Origin of the sequence: Blautia sp. TM10-2 (assembly GCF_003480845.1) — a bacterium.
Lineage (GTDB): Bacteria > Bacillota > Clostridia > Lachnospirales > Lachnospiraceae > Fusicatenibacter > Fusicatenibacter saccharivorans.
The window spans coordinates 109,188-126,755 of sequence record NZ_QUJZ01000001.1 but is presented as its reverse complement, the minus strand read 5'-3'; the positions used below and the strand labels follow the sequence as shown (position 1 = coordinate 126,755).

Below are 17,568 nucleotides of genomic sequence, written 5' to 3'. Positions count from 1 at the left end.
AAAAGCAATGGGAATGGATGCAAAAACAGCAATCCTCGAACAGAAAACAGCACTTGGCATTGAGTTCGGCTCAACCAGAATCAAAGCCGTCCTGATCGGCGCAGACAACGCCCCGATCGCATCCGGAGATCACGAGTGGGAAAACCGCTATGACAACGGCGTGTGGACCTACACCCTCGAGGACATCTGGACGGGCCTGCAGGATGCCTATACCAAAATGGCAGCTGATGTCAAAGAAAAATACGACATTACCCTGACCCGCGTCGGAGCCATCGGCTTCAGTGCCATGATGCACGGCTATATGGCATTTGACAAAGCAGGAAACCTCCTCGTGCCGTTCCGCACCTGGAGAAACAATATCACAGAAGAAGCAAGCGAGAAGCTGACCGATCTTTTCGGATTCCACATCCCGCAGAGATGGACTATCGCCCATCTGTATCAGGCAATCTTAAACGGTGAGCCGCATGTGGCAGATATCGACTACGTGACAACCCTTGCCGGATACATTCAGTGGAAAATGACCGGCGAGCGTGTCGTTGGTGTCGGCGAGGCATCTGGAATCTTTCCAATCGATTCTGAAACCAACACTTACTTTGCCGACATGATCGCCAAATTTGACGAGGCAGTCGCAGACAAAGCATATTCATGGAAAGCACTCGATGTTCTGCCGCACGTTCTGAACGCAGGTGACAATGCCGGTGTTCTGACAAAAGAAGGTGCCGCACTTCTCGACATGTCCGGAAATCTGGAAGCAGGCATTCCGCTCTGCCCGCCGGAGGGAGATGCCGGAACAGGTATGGCAGCAACAAACAGCGTCCGCGTCAGAACCGGAAACGTGTCTGCCGGAACTTCCGTTTTTGCTATGATCGTTCTGGAGAAGAACCTTTCCAAAGTATACCCGGAGATCGATATGGTAACAACCCCGTCCGGTCATCCGGTTGCCATGGTGCACTGCCAGAACTGTACTTCTGATCTGAATGCATGGGTCAATCTCTTCCGTGAATTTGCGCAGACCTTCGGCATGGAAATCAGCACGAATGATCTGTTCGGCAAGCTGTACAACAAAGCCCTGGAGGGCGACGCAGACTGCGGCGGACTCCTTGCCTACAACTACTTCTCCGGCGAGCACGTAACCGGATTCAACGAGGGCCGTCCTGTCTTCGCGCGTACTCCGGATGCGAAATTCAATCTGGCAAACTTTATGAGAGTCAACCTGTTTACTTCCCTTGGCGCCCTGAAAGTCGGCCTTGATATCCTGATGAAAGAGGAGCATGTTCAGGTCGACCAGATTCTCGGCCACGGCGGTCTCTTCAAGACAAAAGGTGTCGGCCAGAAGATCCTCGCAGGTTCAATCGACGCACCGGTTTCCGTCATGGAGACAGCAGGAGAGGGCGGAGCCTGGGGCATCGCACTGCTGGCTTCTTATATGATCAATAAAGAAGAGAATGAAACACTCGAGGATTACCTCGATGCAAAAGTCTTCGCAGGAAATGCTGGAACCAAGATGGATCCGGACCCGGCAGACGTCGCTGGATTTGAAGTATTCACCGAGCGCTACAAAAAAGGCCTGCCGATTGAGCGTGCAGCAGTAGAGAGCTTAAAATGAACCATCGTTTGGGAAAGACAGAAAGGACAACACAATGTTAGAAGAACTGAAAAAAAGAGTATACGAAGCCAACATGCTTCTTCCAAAATACGGACTGGTTACCTTTACCTGGGGAAATGTCAGCGAGATTGACCGGGAAAGCGGTCTGTTCGTCATCAAACCAAGCGGCGTGGATTACGACCTGCTGACACCGGACGATATGGTTGTCATGGATCTGAACGGAAACAAAGTAGAAGGACGCTACCGTCCGTCTTCTGACACCCCGACCCATCTGGAGCTGTACAAAGCATTTCCAGAGATCGGCGGCATTGTTCACACCCATTCCTCCTATGCGACAAGCTGGGCACAGGCGGGAAGAAGCATTCCGTGCTACGGAACAACCCATGCAGACTACATCTACGGTGAAGTACCGTGCCTGCGCTGCCTGACAAAAGAAGAGATTGACGAGGCATACGAGGAAAACACCGGCCATCTGATCGTCAATGAGTTCAAACGGATGGGAAAAGATGTAAAAGCCGTTCCGGCCGTTCTTTGCAAGAACCACGGACCGTTCACCTGGGGCAAAGATGCGCATGAGGCTGTTCACAATGCTGTTGTCCTCGAAGAGGTTGCCAAAATGGCATACCGTGCCGAGACCATCAACCCGAGAATCCAGCCGGCACCGCAGGAGCTGCAGGATAAACACTATTACCGTAAACATGGTGCAAATGCTTATTACGGACAGAACTAAAAAAGAGTAAGAAGATAAGAAAAGTGTCATCCACAAACTGCAGGGCACACAGCCCGCAGGTGGATGACACTTTTTTGATAAAAACATTTTTATGATAGAAATCTGCTTTTAAAATCAAGTGGTCGTCTGACGCCGGATCAGAAGCGGCGGAACGGTCTTGTGAACCGGCTCGGCAAGCGGCACCGGGTGGCGTTTTTTCCGTTCCTGCATCTGGGAGACCAGAAGGGAAACAGCCTCGTCTGCAATCTGGTCAATCTGCTGGCCGACAGTGCTGATCGGATAGATAGCCTGCTCGGAAATCGGCGCACCGTCGAAGCCGATGAGTTCGTAATCGTCCGGCAGGGTATGGTATTTGCGGATCAGAAGATTTAAAAGAATATTGGCATGATCATCGTTGGAGAGGAAGATGCCCTTTTTCTGACCGGCATATTTTTGTTCGATGTTGTCAAAGATTTCCTGCAGCGGTGCTGCGGCTTCCTGATAGGAGAGTCCAAAATCCCGAATGATAACCTTGTGCGGTACACCGGCCTTTACACAGGCATCCTGGAAACCGGCGAGACGGCGGTAGGCAGGAACATTTTCTTTGGTCGGTGAGTTCAGATGAATCAGGACATCACAGTGGTTATGAATCAGAAGCGAAGTCGCTTCGTACGCGCCGAGGTAGTTGTCTGTATTGACACTGCTGACGAACTGGTCTTCGCGCTCAATTGCAACGACCGGGATCTGCAGATCGGAGAGTTCGCGGGAGGAGAGTGTATGGGAGAGGACGATGAGGCCCTCGATTTTGTACGACATCAGCTCCTGAATGTAGCGGTGCTCCGTCTCGTCGTGGCCGTTTCCGGCGAAGACGAGGAATTTATAGCCATATTTCTCATAAGAAGCAAGAATCTGATTCAGCATCTCGGAATAGTAGTTCATGGAGAGACTCGGGATCAGGACGCCGACAAATTCGGTCTGTCCGTTCGCGAGAATTTTTGCCACTTTGTTTTCTTTATAGTTCAGTTTATCCAGTGCATCGGAAATGATCTGCTGATTTTCCGGTGTCAGGGAATCCGGGTTGTTGAAATACCGGGAAATGGTTGTTTTGGAAAAATGCGTATACTGTGCAATATCATTAAAGGTTACATTTTTTTTTCGTGCCATAAGTTCAAGTGTCCTTCCCTTCAAAAGTGTTGCGTGAATCATGTAAGCTTTCAGAAAAAAACAAATAATATATGAATATAGTATAACATTTCTCGCCCGCCGGAACAAGCGGGAATCGGTTAAGTAACCGGTTTTGTAAAAGTTCCACAAAAGCCAAAAACAAAATTATGGAAAATCACGAAAAGTAAAGAAAATATTGACGAAACCCACTGTCAATGCTATGATAAAGACAACGAAAGTAACCGGTTACTTGACCGGTTACACAAAACGAAGGACAGGACCAGCTGTCCAGAGATAACAGGAGGAATTGTGATGAGAAAGAAATTTAGTGCCAGGGCGGCAGCTCTTGGAATGTCCGGCGTGCTTCTTACTTCTGCACTGACCGGATGCACCTTCGGCTTCGCAAGCGATCCGGATGACCCGAACGCAGTAAAAGAAGAAGTGCCGATCGACATGACCACTGATACCTTCCAGTACGATACGTCGCTTTCCGGAACGAGTATCGTCATCATGAACACAAAAGCAGAAATCCAGACAGCACTGGAAGAGATTGCAAAAGTGTTCGAGGAGAAAGCAGGCGTACATATTGAGATCATGCCGGTAACGGACGGCGATTCTCCTTATACCAAAGTAGTCAGCCTCTACAACTCCGGAAACCCGCCGACACTTTCCATTCTGGATACGACCGATGTCATTGCACTGGCAGAAGAAAAAGCAGCCGACTTAAGCAATGAAGCATGGACCGGCGAGGCAGAAGAGTACCTGACCAAAATCAACGGAAAGGTTTACAGCTTCCCGCTCTGTATCGAGGGCCGCGGTATTATCTACAACAAGAGCGTGATTGAAGATACCTTAGGTACCGAGTTCGATCCATCCGATATCAAAACCCAGGACGATTTCGCAGCACTTCTCCAGAGCCTGCGGGACAACGGAATGAAGAATCCGATCTCCATGGCAAAAGAAGACTGGTCCCTTGGAGCACACCAGCTGCAGTACATCTACGAGACATACAACGGAACCTCCGACGGTGCAGCAGAAGTCATCAACGAGCTGAAGGACGGAACCTTATATCTGCCGGACTACACCCGCATGAACGAGTTCCTGAATACCTTTGACCTGTTAAAAGAGTACAACGTAGCAAAGGGCGATCCACTCGGCGCAGATTACGATGAGATGGCAATTGACCTGGCAGACGGAAAAACCGCTTTCTGGTTCAACGGAAACTGGGCATGGCCGAACCTTGAGGAGGCAGGAGCCGAGACGACCGACGAGTACGGTTTCCTTCCATACTTCCTGAACAATGATCCGGACGACTTCGTCAACAGCAAAATCCAGGCATCCCCGTCCAAACAGATCATGCTGGATGATATCGTGGCTACCGACGAGCAGAAAGCAGCAGCAAAAGAGTTCCTGAACTGGCTGGTTTACAGTGAGATCGGACAGCAGATGGTTGTAAAGACCTGCAGCCTGATCCCTCCGTTTAAAAACAACCCGAACGAGCCAAGCGATCCGTTAAGCCGCGACATTTACGAAAAAGTACAGAACGGCGGAGCATTCAACGCATCTGCGATCGTGCCGAACGATCACTGGTCTGTCCTTGGTGCGGCAATGCAGAAATATCTGGCCGGAAGAAGTGACCGCGAGGAACTGATAGATTCCATCCAGGCATACTGGGATGAGCAGTAAGCCGGAGGATATGAAGGAGGAACGAAAATGAAATCAAGCAACAAGGGAAAAGATTTCTGTGTATTTGCGCTGCCGGGCCTGTTCTGCTTCCTGGCAGTCGTCATGGTACCGTTTATCTACGGTATTTACCTGACCTTAACCGACTGGAACGGTGTTTCCAGCGTGAAAAACTTTGTAGGACTTTCCAACTTCGCAGCCGTTATGCGCGACGCGCAGTTCTGGAAATCCCTGCTGTTAACCTTTAAATATGTCATTGCGGTTGTTGTTCTCGTCAATGTGATCGCCTTTTTACTGGCTTATATCCTGACCCGCGGCATCAAAGGTCAGAACTTCTTCCGCGCCGGATTTTTCACCCCGAACCTGATCGGCGGTATCGTACTTGGATACATCTGGCAGTTCGTATTCTCCCGTGTTTTCGTCAGCATCGGTGAGACCACAGGATGGAGCCTGTTTGAAATTTCCTGGCTTTCTACCCCGAACAAAGCATTTGCAGCGCTGGTGCTCGTTTCAGTATGGCAGCTGGCAGGCTATATGATCCTGATCTACGTCGCCGGCTTTATGGGACTTTCCGAGGACGTGCTCGAGGCGGCAAGCATCGACGGTGCATCCGGCTGGGTAAAAATGAAAAACATTATCCTTCCGCTGATGATGTCCTCCGTTACTATCTGCCTCTTCCTGACCCTGTCCCGTGCGTTCATGGTATACGATGTCAACCTGTCCTTAACCGGCGGTGCTCCGTACGGAACCACCGAGATGGCAGCCATGCACGTATATGAGAAAGCATTCACATCGAGACAGTTCGGTGTCGGCCAGGCAGAAGCCTTTATCCTGTTTATCATTGTAGCCTGCATCAGTGGTATTCAGGTATACACCACCAAGAAGAGGGAGGTTGAAGCATAATGAATCAGAAGAAAATTGGCGGAACAAAGAAAAAAGTAACTGACGCGCTGGCTATGCTCCTTATGATCATCGTTTTCTGTGCGTTCATGTTCCCGTTTGTCATGGTTATCATCAACTCCTTAAAACAGAAACGTGATATCATCAAGAGCCCGTTCTCCTGGCTGTTTACGATCAAAGGTCTTTCGTTTGACAACTTTGTAAAAGCATTCAATCAGATGAACTTCCTGAATGCCTTCAAGAACTCTCTGGTTGTAACCGTAACAGCAACCGTACTGGTTACGGTACTCGCAGCCATGCTGGCTTACTACATCGTGCGTAATGTCAACGTATTTTCCAATATCATCTTTGCACTGATGGTTGCATCCATGATCATTCCGTTCCAGGCAATCATGATCCCGCTTGTCAGTGTATACGGCGGAACCTTAAACATTCTGAACCACAGACTGACCCTGATCTTCATGCACACCGGATTTTCCATGGCGATGTCCGTGTTCATGTTCCACGGATTCATCCGCGGAAGTATCCCGCTGGCGCTGGAGGAGGCCGCTTACATCGACGGCTGTACCCACACCCAGACCTTCTTCCGCATCGTGTTCCCGCTGTTAAAGCCGATCATTTCCACCATGGTAATCATGAATGCGATGGCATTCTGGAATGACTTCCTGCTGCCGTCCCTGGTGCTGACCGACAAAAAGCTGCTGACTCTGCCGCTTTCCACCTACAGCTTCTACGGAACTTACTCCGCAGATTACGGAACCATCATGGCAGGTCTTCTGCTCTGCGTCATCCCGATCCTGATTCTGTACGTGGCACTGCAGAAACAGATCATCAACGGTGTCGTAGCCGGAGCAGTTAAATAAGTAAATCATAGAAATCAAGAACAAGCCGGGCAAAGGAGGGCGGAATTAAAAATGCTTTCTTTTTCCGGCTTTTCTTATCAGAGACAACAAGAAAGAGACAGAAAGGAAATCAAACACATGAAAAACAGATTACACGTAAAAGCGCCGGGCAACTGGGTGAATGACCCGAACGGCATGATTTATTATAAGGGACAGTATCATCTTTTTTATCAGCATTTTCCGTACGCGCCGCGCTGGGGCACCATGCACTGGGGCCATGCGGTGAGTCCGGATCTGATTCACTGGGAGCATGTCGGCGTTGCCCTGTTCCCGAGTCTTTCCGAGGACCAGAACGGCTGCTTTTCCGGAAGCGCAGTAGAAGAGAACGGCGTGATGCATCTCTTTTACACGGGTGTTCACTATAATCAGGTAAATCCGAAGGATATTCATCAGTGCCTTGATCAGGATTTTACCTCGGCGCAGCTTCACCTTACTTCGAAGGACGGTATGCATTTTGATGTCTTCGGGGATAAGGAGGTTGTTATCCCGGCACTCACCGATCCGGAAATCGGCGACAATACGCACACGCGTGACCCGAAAGTCTGGAAGGGAAGCGACGCATGGTATATGGTGCTTGGAAGCACGACGAAGGATCACAAGGGCGAGGCATTATTCTATAAGAGTGAGGATCTTTCCCACTGGCATCTGGCCGGACAGGCGACGACGAAACAGAAGCTCGGCTGGATGTGGGAGTGCCCGGATCTCTTTAACGTAAACGGACGCAGCGTCTTTGTATTCTCCCCGATGGAACTGATCGAGGACCCCGACGGCTATGCGGATCGGGCGATCTGTATGCTGCCTGAGTTTGATGAAAAAACCTGCACAATGAAATTTCCGGAGAACTGGCAGCTTCTGGACTGCGGCGGTGACCTCTATGCACCGCAGACCATGACGGATGCGGACGGAAACCGGATTTCCATCGCATGGCTTCGGATGCCGGAACCGGTAGATGGTATATGGCAAGGCATGTTCTGCCTGCCGCGTGTGGTGGATGTACAGAACGATCATATTTACTTCCGTGTTCTGCCTGCGATCCGCGACGGATTCTGCAAAAAGACGGATTCCCTCGTTTCGGCATGCGGAGAGTGTGCCATGATCCGCGCCGAATTAAAAGAGGGTGAGAGCCTGGAAATCGGCGGCTATAAGATCTGGCGGCAGAGCGGAAAAGTCTGCGCAGACCGCACGGATGTCTATCCATCCGGTGCAAAAGGATGGCTTCATGCCGAGACGCCGCAGTTAAAAGAGGGCGATCTTCTTGAGATTTTCGTGGATCCGAATATGATCGAAATTTATGCAAACAACGGCGAGTACGTATTAAGCCAGGCGGTTTACGGGCTTGGAGAGACATTCTCCTATAAAATGGAGAAAAAACCGGAAATTTATCTGTGGAATGAATGAATCAGCCCAAAAAGTTCTTGACGCATACGGGATTTTGTTCTAATCTAGTACGTAACAGCTTTCTAACGTTAAAGTGACGGGCTGAAAAACGAGATTTCGAAAGATATCCGAAAAGAACGCAAGGAGAGATTATTATGAAGAAAGTAGTAAAATTCGGCGGCAGCTCCCTCGCGAGCGCAGAGCAGTTTAAGAAGGTCGGAGACATCATCCGCGCAGATGAGGGAAGAAGATACGTGGTACCTTCCGCTCCTGGAAAACGAAATTCTGCTGATACGAAAGTAACCGATATGCTGTATGACTGCTATCGCACTGCAGTTGCTGGAAGAGATTTCAAGAAGAAACTGCAGAACATCAAAGCGAGATATCAGGAGATCATCGACGGTCTGAACCTCAGCCTGGATCTTTCCCCGGAATTTGAAAAAATCGCAGAAAACTTTGCCGCAGCAGCCGGAGAGGACTACGCCGCATCCCGCGGAGAGTACCTGAACGGTATCGTGATGGCAAATTATCTGGGATATACGTATATTGATTCTGCAGAAGTGATCTGCTTCGACGAGAACGGAAACTTCCTTGCAGACAAGACTGACGAAGTGCTCTCCGAGCGTTTAAAAGATCTGGATAACGCAGTCGTTCCTGGATTCTACGGCGCAAAACCGGACGGAAGCGTAAAAACCTTCTCCCGCGGCGGATCCGATATCACTGGTTCCATCGTGGCAAAGGCCGTACACGCTGACATCTACGAGAACTGGACCGATGTTTCCGGTTTCCTGGTAACCGATCCGCGTATCGTCAAGGATCCGGAAGTCATTTCCACCATTACCTACCGTGAGCTGCGTGAGCTTTCCTACATGGGAGCTACCGTCCTTCATGAGGACTCCATCTTCCCACTCCGTCAGGAGGGAATCCCGATCCACGTGCTGAACACCAACGCACCGCAGGATCCGGGAACCATGATTGTGGAGAACACCTGCAGCAAACCGAAATTCACCATCACCGGTATCGCCGGAAAGAAAGGCTTTGCATCCATCACGGTTGAGAAGAGCATGATGAATACCGAGATCGGCTTTGGCAGAAAAGTGCTCGGTGTTTTTGAGGACAACAATCTTTCCTTCGAACATATGCCGTCCGGCATCGATACCATGACGGTATTTGTTCATCAGAGTGAGTTTGCAGCAAAAGAACAGCAGGTTATCGCAGGACTGCATCGTGCCGTACAGCCGGATTCTATTGATCTTGAATCCGATCTGGCGCTGATTGCTGTTGTAGGACGCGGCATGAGAAGAACGAGAGGCACAGCCGGAAGGATTTTCTCCGCACTGGCGCATGCACACGTTAATGTCAAGATGATCGATCAGGGTTCCAGCGAGCTCAACATCATCATTGGCGTTGAAAACCGCGACTTTGAAACAGCAATCAAAGCAATTTATGATATCTTTGTCGTAGCGCAGATCTAAAATGAATCTATAAAAAATCTCTGTCAGGAGTCTGAACTTCCGACAGAGATTTTTTTATGGTTTTTATGCCGCCGTATCGCGGGATTCTTTTCGAATGGTGAATGTAAAAATACAGATTACCACACAGCAGATGATCCAGGTCGTCGGTTCGCAGAAGCCGCCGCAAGCGTTCACCTCTCTCCACGGGAATGTCAGCGGATTTTCAAAGCGTATCTGCACCGGACGCCGATGGAATATCTGCAGTGGAGACGGATTCTCGCAGCGGCAGACGATCTGCGGAACACAAACGAATTTTGCCCTTGTCGTTTTTGGGAACAGATGGTATAATCATTTCATAAATGCAAGACATTTGTGAAAAAATATCATAAAGGAACGAGGATGCAAGATGAAACGACGAGTATTACTGAAATTGAGCGGAGAAGCTCTTGCAGGAGAGAAACACACCGGTTTTGACGAGCCGACCGTCACAAAAGTGGCAAAACAGGTAAAAACTCTGGTAGACCAGGGGATTGAAGTCGGCATCGTAATCGGAGGAGGAAACTTCTGGAGAGGACGCAGTTCCGAAAATATCGACCGTACCAAAGCAGACCAGATCGGTATGCTGGCAACCGTTATGAACTGTATCTATGTATCAGAAATCTTCCGTTCCCAGGGAATGATGACCGCAGTTCTGACTCCATTCCCATGCGGAGAGTTCACAAAAGGATTTTCCAAAGACCGTGCAAACAAATATTTCCAGCACAACATGGTTGTATTCTTTGCCGGCGGTACAGGCCATCCATATTTCTCAACCGATACGGCAACCGTACTTCGCGCGATCGAGATCGAGGCAGACGAGATTCTGCTTGCAAAAGCAGTAGACGGTGTCTACGACAGCGATCCGAAAACAAACCCGGATGCAAAGAAATTTGACGAGATTTCCATTCAGGAAGTCATTGAAAAGGATCTGAAAGTGGTAGATATGACCGCATCCATCCTTTGCAAGGAAAACAAAATGCCGATGCTGGTATTTGGTTTAAATGAAGAGAACAGCATTGTAAATGCTGCAAACGGAAAAATCAACGGCACAAGAGTGACGGTATAATTAATAAAAATTCAGCAGTAAAACACTTGCTGTTTTACTGCGTAAGAAAATGATTCAGGTGTGAGCAGCTCTCCTTTTGCGAAGCAAAACTTTAAATGAGAGCTGCGAATGTCACAGTTCGCAGAACTGTGACCGTATAAGAGATAGCAGGAGGACAAATTTAATATGGCAAATCAGATCGACGAGAGAGTAAAACCGTTTGAGGTAAAAATGGGCAAATCCATTGCAAGCCTCGATTCCGAATTCGGAACCATCCGCGCAGGCCGTGCAAACCCGCACGTACTGGACCGCATTACTGTAGATTACTATGGAACACCGACTCCGCTGCAGCAGGTGGCAAACATCTCTGTTCCGGAAGCACGTATGATCCAGATCCAGCCGTGGGAAGCATCCCTGGTAAAAGAGATCGAAAAAGCGATCATGATGTCTGACCTTGGCATCAACCCGTCCGATGACGGAAGAGTCATCCGTCTGGTATTCCCGGAGCTTACCGAGGACCGTCGTAAAGAGCTGGTAAAAGAGGTAAAGAAAAAAGCAGAGGGCGCAAAGGTAGCCATCCGCAACATCCGCCGCGATGCCAATGATGCGTTCAAGAAACTTGCCAAAGAGGACGTTTCCGAGGACGAAATCAAAGAGCTCGAGGAGCAGACCCAGAAATTAACAGACAAATACATCAAAGAAGTAGATCAGATGGTGGACGTAAAATCCAAAGAAATTATGACCGTGTAATACAAAGAAAACGAGGGGCTGCCTGTCATTTGCAGGCAGCCTGTTATCGTTTACGGAGGAAAAAAGTATGGATAATGAATTAAAAGTGCCGAATCACATCGCCATCATCCTGGACGGAAACGGCAGATGGGCGAAAAAACGCAATATGCCGCGCGGCTACGGCCATATCGTCGGATGCGACAATCTGGAAAAAATGTGTGACGTGATCAAAGACATGGGTGTCAAATATCTGACCGTCTATGCGTTCTCAACCGAGAACTGGAAACGCTCCCGCGCCGAGGTGGAGGGCCTCTTAAAGCTGTTCCGCCAGTATCTGAAACGATGCATCAAAAAAGCACATAAAAATCAGATGCGCGTCAAAATCATCGGAGATCCGAGCGCATTCCCGCAGGATATTCAGGACAGCATTCATGAACTGGAGGAGTGCTCCAAAGATTACGATCACATGTACTTCCAGATCGCAATGAACTACGGTTCCCGCGATGAGATTCTGCGCGGCATGACCCGCATGATCGAGGATGTGAAAGACGGAACTCTCGCAGAGAATGCGTTTGATGAGAACGGAAAACTGACGGAGCAGTGTTTTGAGAGCTACCTCGACACCGCCGGAATCCCGGATCCAGATCTTCTGATCCGTACAAGCGGCGAGCAGCGCCTTTCCAACTACCTGATGTGGCAGCTTGCCTACACGGAATTTTACTTTACCGAGGTTCCGTGGCCGGATTTCCACGAAGAGGAATTGAGAAAAGCCATCGAACAATATAATAACAGAGACCGGCGTTACGGCGGCGTGAAGGAGGAATAAAAAAGATGTTTAAGACAAGACTGTTAAGCGGCATCGTGCTCGTCCTTGTGGCGCTGCTTACGATCTGCAGCGGCGGAACCGTGCTCTATATGACGGTTCTGTGCCTGTCGCTGATCGGTGCAGGAGAGCTGTTCCGCGTGATGAAGGTAAGAGAAGATAAATGGAATCTGTTGGAAATTACGGGCTATGCGGGCGTTGTGATTTTCTATCTGTCCCTGCTGCTTCATGACCCGATGTACCAGATGCTCGCGCTGATCCTGGATCTCGTGCTTCTGATGGCAGTATACGTATTTACTTATCCGAAATACAACGCCAATCAGGTGATGCCGGCGTTCTTTGCGATTGTCTATGTCGGCGTAATGCTTTCCTATGTATATCAGACCCGTATGCTGGACGGCGGAAAATTCCATGTATGGCTGATTTTCCTGTGCTCCTGGGGCTGCGATACGTGTGCATACTGTGTCGGCGTACTCTTTGGAAAACATAAAATGGCGCCGGTTTTAAGCCCGAAAAAATCCGTAGAAGGAGCTGTCGGCGGTGTCGTCGGAGCGATTCTGCTCGGCATCATCTATGCGGCTGCGACAAAGGGCGGCATGGTGGAATACGCCATCATCTGCGGTGTCGGCGCGCTGATCTCCATGGTCGGAGACCTTGCGGCATCCGCAATCAAACGAAATCAGGGCATCAAGGATTACGGAAAGCTGATTCCGGGCCACGGCGGTATTCTTGACCGCTTCGACAGCGTGATCTTTACCGCACCGATCATCTATTTCCTGTCGGTGCTTCTGATTCATTAAAAAAGCTTCCCCTACAGCATAAACGGGAAGCAGATGGGAGAAACTGGAATATGAAGAAAATAGCAATTCTTGGTTCAACCGGTTCGATCGGAACCCAGACCCTCGATGTCGTGCGTGCCAACGGCGATCTTGAGGTGGTCGGCATCAGCGCCGGAAGTAATATTACACTGCTCGAGCAGCAGATCCGGGAATTTCATCCGAAGTTTGCGGCAGTCGGCGATGAGGCGAAAGCGGCAGAACTCCGTGACAGAGTGAAGGATCTTCCTGTAAAAATCGGCAGCGGCATGGACGGCATGATCGAGCTTGCCACGATGCCGGAGAGCGAAATCCTTGTGACAGCGATCGTCGGCATGATCGGCATTCGCCCGACGGTTGCGGCGATGAAGGCAGGAAAAGACATTGCACTGGCAAACAAAGAGACACTGGTAACGGCGGGACACATTATTATGCCGCTGGCAGAGGAATGCGGTGTGCAGATCCTTCCGGTGGACAGTGAGCACTCGGCGATTTTCCAGTGCCTGCACGGGGAAAACAGAAAAGAAATTGAAAAACTTCTGATTACTGCATCCGGCGGTCCGTTCCGCGGAAAAACAAGAGCGGAGCTCGAAAACGTAACGGTAGAGCAGGCGCTCCGTCATCCGAACTGGTCGATGGGGCACAAGATCACGATTGATTCCGCGACACTCGTTAACAAAGGACTGGAAGTCATGGAAGCAAAATGGCTGTTCGGTGTTGATCTCGACCACATCCAGGTTGTGGTACAGCCAAAGAGCATTATCCATTCCATGGTAGAATTTAAAGACGGCGCTGTCATGGCACAGCTTGGCACACCGGATATGAAACTGCCGATCCAGTACGCACTGTATTACCCGGAGCGCCGCTTCCTTGCAGGCGACCGCCTCGACTTTGCGGCGCTGACACAGATCACGTTTGAAGAACCGAATATGGATACCTTCCTCGGCCTTCCGATGGCAATGCAGGCGTCCCGGACGGGCGGCTCCATGCCGACGGTCTTCAATGCGGCAAATGAACGCGCCGTTGCACTGTTCCTCGCGAAGAAGATCCGTTTCCTCGAGATTTACGACGTGATCGCCGGTGCAATGGAAGCACACAAAACGATTGCCGATCCGACGCTGGAGCAGATTCTCGCGGCGGAGCAGGAGACGTATGAATGGATTGCGAACAGATATAAGATGGGAGAATAAGACAGCATGATTGTAAAAATCCTGATAGCCGTACTCATTTTCGGAATCACCGTCATTATCCATGAGCTGGGGCATTTTCTTTTGGCGAAAGCGAATGGTATTACCGTGACGGAATTTTCGATCGGCTTTGGCCCGACGGTGGTAAAGACAGAAAAAGGAGGAACGGTCTATTCCTTAAAACTTCTGCCTTTCGGCGGTGCGTGCCAGATGCTCGGCGAGGACGGTGAAGAGGAGGGGGAAGGAACCTTTAACAGCAAATCCGTGTGGGCAAGAATTTCCGTCGTTGCGGCGGGACCGGTGTTCAACATGATTCTGGCATTTTTCTGCGCAATCTTTGTGATCAGTTACGCGGGAAGTTCCCCGGCGCGCGTCACAGAAGTGGCAGACGGTTCGCCGGAGGCAGAGGCAGGCCTGGAAGCGGGAGATATCATCACTTCCTATGAAGGAAGACATATTTCCATCGGAAAAGAGCTGAACTCTGTGATGACGGTACGGGGTGTGCCGACGGATGAGATTACGCTGGAGGTTAAAAAGGCCGACGGGGAAAAGAAAACGATCACATATGAACCGACGGTGACAACGCGGTATATGATGGGCTTTAACTACGATGACTGTGACCGCGGCATGGAATTCACGTATGTGCAGCAGAATATGCCGCTTGCCGCTGCGGGTGTTGTCGCGGGCGACCTGCTCGTATCGATCAACGGAGCGCCGATCACCTGTGTGGCAGATTTTACTGCTTACCAGACAGAGCATCCTTTCGATGGAAGCGCTGTGACGCTGGAGTATGAGCACAGCGGAAAGACGAAAGAGATTACGGTGACACCGGTTGAAAATACGTATGCGAATGTACAGTTTTCGTATCAGCTCCGGGAGAAACAGTCCCCGATCGGCGTGCTGAAATACAGCGTGCTGGAGATCAAATACTGGGTGCGCACCGTCATTGACAGCGTCAGTATGCTGATCACCGGACAGTATTCTGTGAACGATCTTTCCGGCCCGGTCGGCGTGGTGGATGCGATCGGAACCGCCTATGATGATGTAAAATCGCAGGGCGTTTTGGTTACGGTGATGACGATGCTGAACATGGTGATTCTGCTGTCATCGAACCTTGGCGTCATGAACCTGCTGCCGCTCCCGGCACTCGACGGCGGACGGCTTGTTTTTCTGATCATAGAAGCCATCCGCAGAAAACCAATCCGGCGAGACCTGGAGGGTATGGTTCACTTCGCGGGCCTGGTGCTTCTGATGGCGTTGATGGTCTACGTCATGATCCACGACGTCCAGCGGATCCTGTAAATCGAAAAATGAAAAGCAACAAAGCCTCATATTCTGCATACCATAAAAGGAGTGCAGGATATGGGGCTTTTTTATGAAAAATTTGCGTATGCAGCAGGAAATGACTGACCGCGGGCGGCTGGAAATCCGGGTAAATACAAGAATCCAGGCGCGGCCTGTTTCCGGGGCGCGGGTGACGGTTTCGTATACGGGAGATCCGCAGAATGTGATCGAGGAGCTGATTACCGACGGGGACGGCAGAACGGAGACGCTGGATCTGGCGACGCCGCCGCTCGAGTACAGTCTGGAACCGAATGTGAATCAGCCGTATTCCGAATATACGGTGAAAGTGGAGGCGGAAGGGTATGAACCGGTTGAAGTGACGGGCTCCGAGCTTCTTTCAGGAGAACAGTCCGTCCAGCAGGTGGACCTCAAACTGGCAGAGGGCGCAGCGTTTGCGGATGTGACGATCCCGGACCATACGTTGTTCGGCGAATATCCGGCGAAAATTCCGGAAAGTGAGATCAAGCCGACGAGGGAGAGCGGTGAGATTGTGCTGTCCCGTGTCGTGATCCCGGAGTATATCATCGTCCACGACGGAGCGCCGACCGACAGCACGGCACGCGACTATTATGTGCGGTACCGCGACTACATCAAAAACGTGGCGTGCTCGGAAATCTATGCAACATGGCCGGATGCGGCGATCCGGGCGAATATCCTCGCAATCATGTCATTTACGCTGAACCGTGTCTATACAGAATGGTACCGCAACAAGGGATACGATTTTACGATCACTTCGTCGACGGCCTACGATCACAAATGGATTTACGGCAGGAATATTTTCGACAGCATTTCCCTTGTGGTCGATGAGATTTTTGCTGATTACCTGTCGCGCCCGAATGTGAAACAGCCGATTCTGACGCAGTACTGTGACGGAAACCGTGTGAGCTGCCCGAACTGGATGAGCCAGTGGGGGTCCAAAAACCTGGCGGACCAAGGGTATTCAACGATTCAGATTCTCCGCAATTATTATGGAGACAATATGTATATCAACACGGCGGAGGAGATTTCCGGCATCCCGTCCTCCTGGCCGGGGTATGACCTCACCATCGGCTCGTCCGGGAACAAGGTACTGCAGATACAGGAGCAGCTGAACGTGATTGCGGAGGTGTATTCATCGATTCCGACGGTCTATGAAAATGGCTATTTCGATGAAGAGACGCAGGACGCCGTCGAAGCGTTCCAGCGGCTGTTCGGCCTGCCGGTTTCCGGCATTGTGGATTATCCGACGTGGTACAAAATTCAGTCGATTTATGTGGCTGTGACGAGGATTGCGGAGCTGCAGTAGGTATACAAAAGTCTTTATAAGGGGCGTGTTTTCTGCGAAAAAACGCGGAAAATGCGCCTTTTCTGCGGCTTTTGAAACGGATCAGAAAAATTTTAAAACTGTCAAGAAAAAATACTTGACACCCAGCATCATTTCGTGTATGATAACCAAGGTGATCGCAATGGAAAAAATATTGGAACAGACATTACTGTATGATTTTTACGGCGAACTTCTGACTGAACATCAGCGTCAGGTATATGAGGACGTGGTGCTCAACGATTTTTCCCTGAGCGAGGTTGCGGCAGCGCGGGGCATTTCCCGCCAGGGAGTCCACGATCTGGTCAGACGCTGCAACAAGACACTGGAAGAGTATGAAGAAAAGCTTCATCTGGTACAACGCTTTGTGCAGATCCGGGAGAATGTAAACGAGATCCGAAAGCTGACAGATCCTTCTGGTGATACCCCGAAAGAAGATGTGATGCAGCGGATTGCAGCAATTGCATCGGATATATTAGAGGAGCTTTGAG

17 protein-coding genes are annotated in these 17,568 nt (G+C 50.2%); 16 read left to right on the top strand and 1 reads right to left on the bottom strand.

Annotated features, from left to right (window positions below; translation table 11 throughout):
* The first annotated feature begins 13 nt into the window (after positions 1-13).
* On the top strand, positions 14-1,606 hold the full coding sequence (locus DXD92_RS00735; RefSeq protein WP_334294899.1) for a xylulokinase: 1,593 nt from the start codon (positions 14-16) through the stop codon (positions 1,604-1,606).
* A gap of 34 nt (positions 1,607-1,640) precedes the next feature.
* The gene (locus DXD92_RS00730; RefSeq protein ID WP_022461490.1) at positions 1,641-2,336 is read left to right on the top strand and encodes an L-ribulose-5-phosphate 4-epimerase; all 696 of its coding nucleotides are present in this window, start codon (positions 1,641-1,643) and stop codon (positions 2,334-2,336) included.
* A gap of 114 nt (positions 2,337-2,450) precedes the next feature.
* Here the strand turns inward: DXD92_RS00730 and DXD92_RS00725 are convergent, their stop codons facing one another.
* Positions 2,451-3,479, bottom strand: a complete 1,029-nt coding sequence (locus tag DXD92_RS00725) for a LacI family DNA-binding transcriptional regulator (protein WP_055266684.1) — start codon at positions 3,477-3,479, stop codon at positions 2,451-2,453.
* 312 nt (positions 3,480-3,791) lie between these two features.
* Between DXD92_RS00725 and DXD92_RS00720 the strand changes: the two genes are divergently transcribed.
* From DXD92_RS00720 to ylxM, 14 genes are all read left to right on the top strand, one after another.
* The gene (locus DXD92_RS00720) at positions 3,792-5,165 is read left to right on the top strand and encodes an ABC transporter substrate-binding protein (RefSeq protein ID WP_117760371.1); all 1,374 of its coding nucleotides are present in this window, start codon (positions 3,792-3,794) and stop codon (positions 5,163-5,165) included.
* Between the two features lie 27 nt (positions 5,166-5,192).
* Entirely contained in the window at positions 5,193-6,065 is an 873-nt protein-coding gene (locus DXD92_RS00715) for a carbohydrate ABC transporter permease (protein WP_022461493.1), read from the top strand.
* Positions 6,065-6,925, top strand: a complete 861-nt coding sequence (locus tag DXD92_RS00710; protein ID WP_022461494.1) for a carbohydrate ABC transporter permease — start codon at positions 6,065-6,067, stop codon at positions 6,923-6,925. The genes DXD92_RS00715 and DXD92_RS00710 overlap by 1 nt, the downstream gene beginning before the upstream one ends.
* Before the next feature lie 117 nt (positions 6,926-7,042).
* Positions 7,043-8,362 (top strand): glycoside hydrolase family 32 protein, encoded by a 1,320-nt coding sequence (locus DXD92_RS00705; protein WP_117801219.1) that lies wholly within the window; start codon positions 7,043-7,045, stop codon positions 8,360-8,362.
* 134 nt (positions 8,363-8,496) lie between these two features.
* Positions 8,497-9,816: an aspartate kinase gene (locus DXD92_RS00700; protein ID WP_117800910.1), complete on the top strand. Its 1,320-nt coding sequence runs from the start codon at positions 8,497-8,499 to the stop codon at positions 9,814-9,816.
* A 9-nt stretch (positions 9,817-9,825) separates the two neighbouring features.
* Complete coding sequence (locus DXD92_RS19595) at positions 9,826-10,143, top strand: helix-turn-helix domain-containing protein (RefSeq protein WP_118639901.1); 318 nt, start codon at positions 9,826-9,828, stop codon at positions 10,141-10,143.
* 58 nt (positions 10,144-10,201) lie between these two features.
* Complete coding sequence (gene pyrH, locus DXD92_RS00690) at positions 10,202-10,900, top strand: UMP kinase (RefSeq protein WP_022461497.1); 699 nt, start codon at positions 10,202-10,204, stop codon at positions 10,898-10,900.
* A gap of 210 nt (positions 10,901-11,110) precedes the next feature.
* On the top strand, positions 11,111-11,629 hold the full coding sequence (gene frr, locus DXD92_RS00685) for a ribosome recycling factor (protein WP_373141022.1): 519 nt from the start codon (positions 11,111-11,113) through the stop codon (positions 11,627-11,629).
* A gap of 67 nt (positions 11,630-11,696) precedes the next feature.
* Complete coding sequence (uppS, locus tag DXD92_RS00680) at positions 11,697-12,434, top strand: polyprenyl diphosphate synthase (RefSeq protein WP_118639900.1); 738 nt, start codon at positions 11,697-11,699, stop codon at positions 12,432-12,434.
* A gap of 5 nt (positions 12,435-12,439) precedes the next feature.
* Positions 12,440-13,231, top strand: a complete 792-nt coding sequence (locus DXD92_RS00675) for a phosphatidate cytidylyltransferase (RefSeq protein WP_022461500.1) — start codon at positions 12,440-12,442, stop codon at positions 13,229-13,231.
* Between the two features lie 50 nt (positions 13,232-13,281).
* Positions 13,282-14,436, top strand: a complete 1,155-nt coding sequence (locus tag DXD92_RS00670; RefSeq protein WP_117760369.1) for a 1-deoxy-D-xylulose-5-phosphate reductoisomerase — start codon at positions 13,282-13,284, stop codon at positions 14,434-14,436.
* 6 nt (positions 14,437-14,442) lie between these two features.
* On the top strand, positions 14,443-15,735 hold the full coding sequence (rseP, locus tag DXD92_RS00665) for an RIP metalloprotease RseP (RefSeq protein ID WP_022461502.1): 1,293 nt from the start codon (positions 14,443-14,445) through the stop codon (positions 15,733-15,735).
* 73 nt (positions 15,736-15,808) lie between these two features.
* Entirely contained in the window at positions 15,809-17,062 is a 1,254-nt protein-coding gene (locus DXD92_RS00660; RefSeq protein WP_117804040.1) for a peptidoglycan-binding protein, read from the top strand.
* A 160-nt stretch (positions 17,063-17,222) separates the two neighbouring features.
* Complete coding sequence (ylxM, locus tag DXD92_RS00655; RefSeq protein WP_330377042.1) at positions 17,223-17,567, top strand: YlxM family DNA-binding protein; 345 nt, start codon at positions 17,223-17,225, stop codon at positions 17,565-17,567.
* Position 17,568 lies beyond the last annotated feature (1 nt).

Coding starts and splice junctions, on each gene's coding strand:
- DXD92_RS00735 (WP_334294899.1), top strand. CDS start 14: ATGGATGCAAAAACAGCAATCCTCGAACAGAAAACAGCACTTGGCATT.
- DXD92_RS00730 (WP_022461490.1), top strand. CDS start 1,641: ATGTTAGAAGAACTGAAAAAAAGAGTATACGAAGCCAACATGCTTCTT.
- DXD92_RS00725 (WP_055266684.1), bottom strand. CDS start 3,479: ATGGCACGAAAAAAAAATGTAACCTTTAATGATATTGCACAGTATACG.
- DXD92_RS00720 (WP_117760371.1), top strand. CDS start 3,792: ATGAGAAAGAAATTTAGTGCCAGGGCGGCAGCTCTTGGAATGTCCGGC.
- DXD92_RS00715 (WP_022461493.1), top strand. CDS start 5,193: ATGAAATCAAGCAACAAGGGAAAAGATTTCTGTGTATTTGCGCTGCCG.
- DXD92_RS00710 (WP_022461494.1), top strand. CDS start 6,065: ATGAATCAGAAGAAAATTGGCGGAACAAAGAAAAAAGTAACTGACGCG.
- DXD92_RS00705 (WP_117801219.1), top strand. CDS start 7,043: ATGAAAAACAGATTACACGTAAAAGCGCCGGGCAACTGGGTGAATGAC.
- DXD92_RS00700 (WP_117800910.1), top strand. CDS start 8,497: ATGAAGAAAGTAGTAAAATTCGGCGGCAGCTCCCTCGCGAGCGCAGAG.
- pyrH (WP_022461497.1), top strand. CDS start 10,202: ATGAAACGACGAGTATTACTGAAATTGAGCGGAGAAGCTCTTGCAGGA.
- frr (WP_373141022.1), top strand. CDS start 11,111: ATGGGCAAATCCATTGCAAGCCTCGATTCCGAATTCGGAACCATCCGC.
- uppS (WP_118639900.1), top strand. CDS start 11,697: ATGGATAATGAATTAAAAGTGCCGAATCACATCGCCATCATCCTGGAC.
- DXD92_RS00675 (WP_022461500.1), top strand. CDS start 12,440: ATGTTTAAGACAAGACTGTTAAGCGGCATCGTGCTCGTCCTTGTGGCG.
- DXD92_RS00670 (WP_117760369.1), top strand. CDS start 13,282: ATGAAGAAAATAGCAATTCTTGGTTCAACCGGTTCGATCGGAACCCAG.
- rseP (WP_022461502.1), top strand. CDS start 14,443: ATGATTGTAAAAATCCTGATAGCCGTACTCATTTTCGGAATCACCGTC.
- DXD92_RS00660 (WP_117804040.1), top strand. CDS start 15,809: ATGAAAAATTTGCGTATGCAGCAGGAAATGACTGACCGCGGGCGGCTG.
- ylxM (WP_330377042.1), top strand. CDS start 17,223: ATGGAAAAAATATTGGAACAGACATTACTGTATGATTTTTACGGCGAA.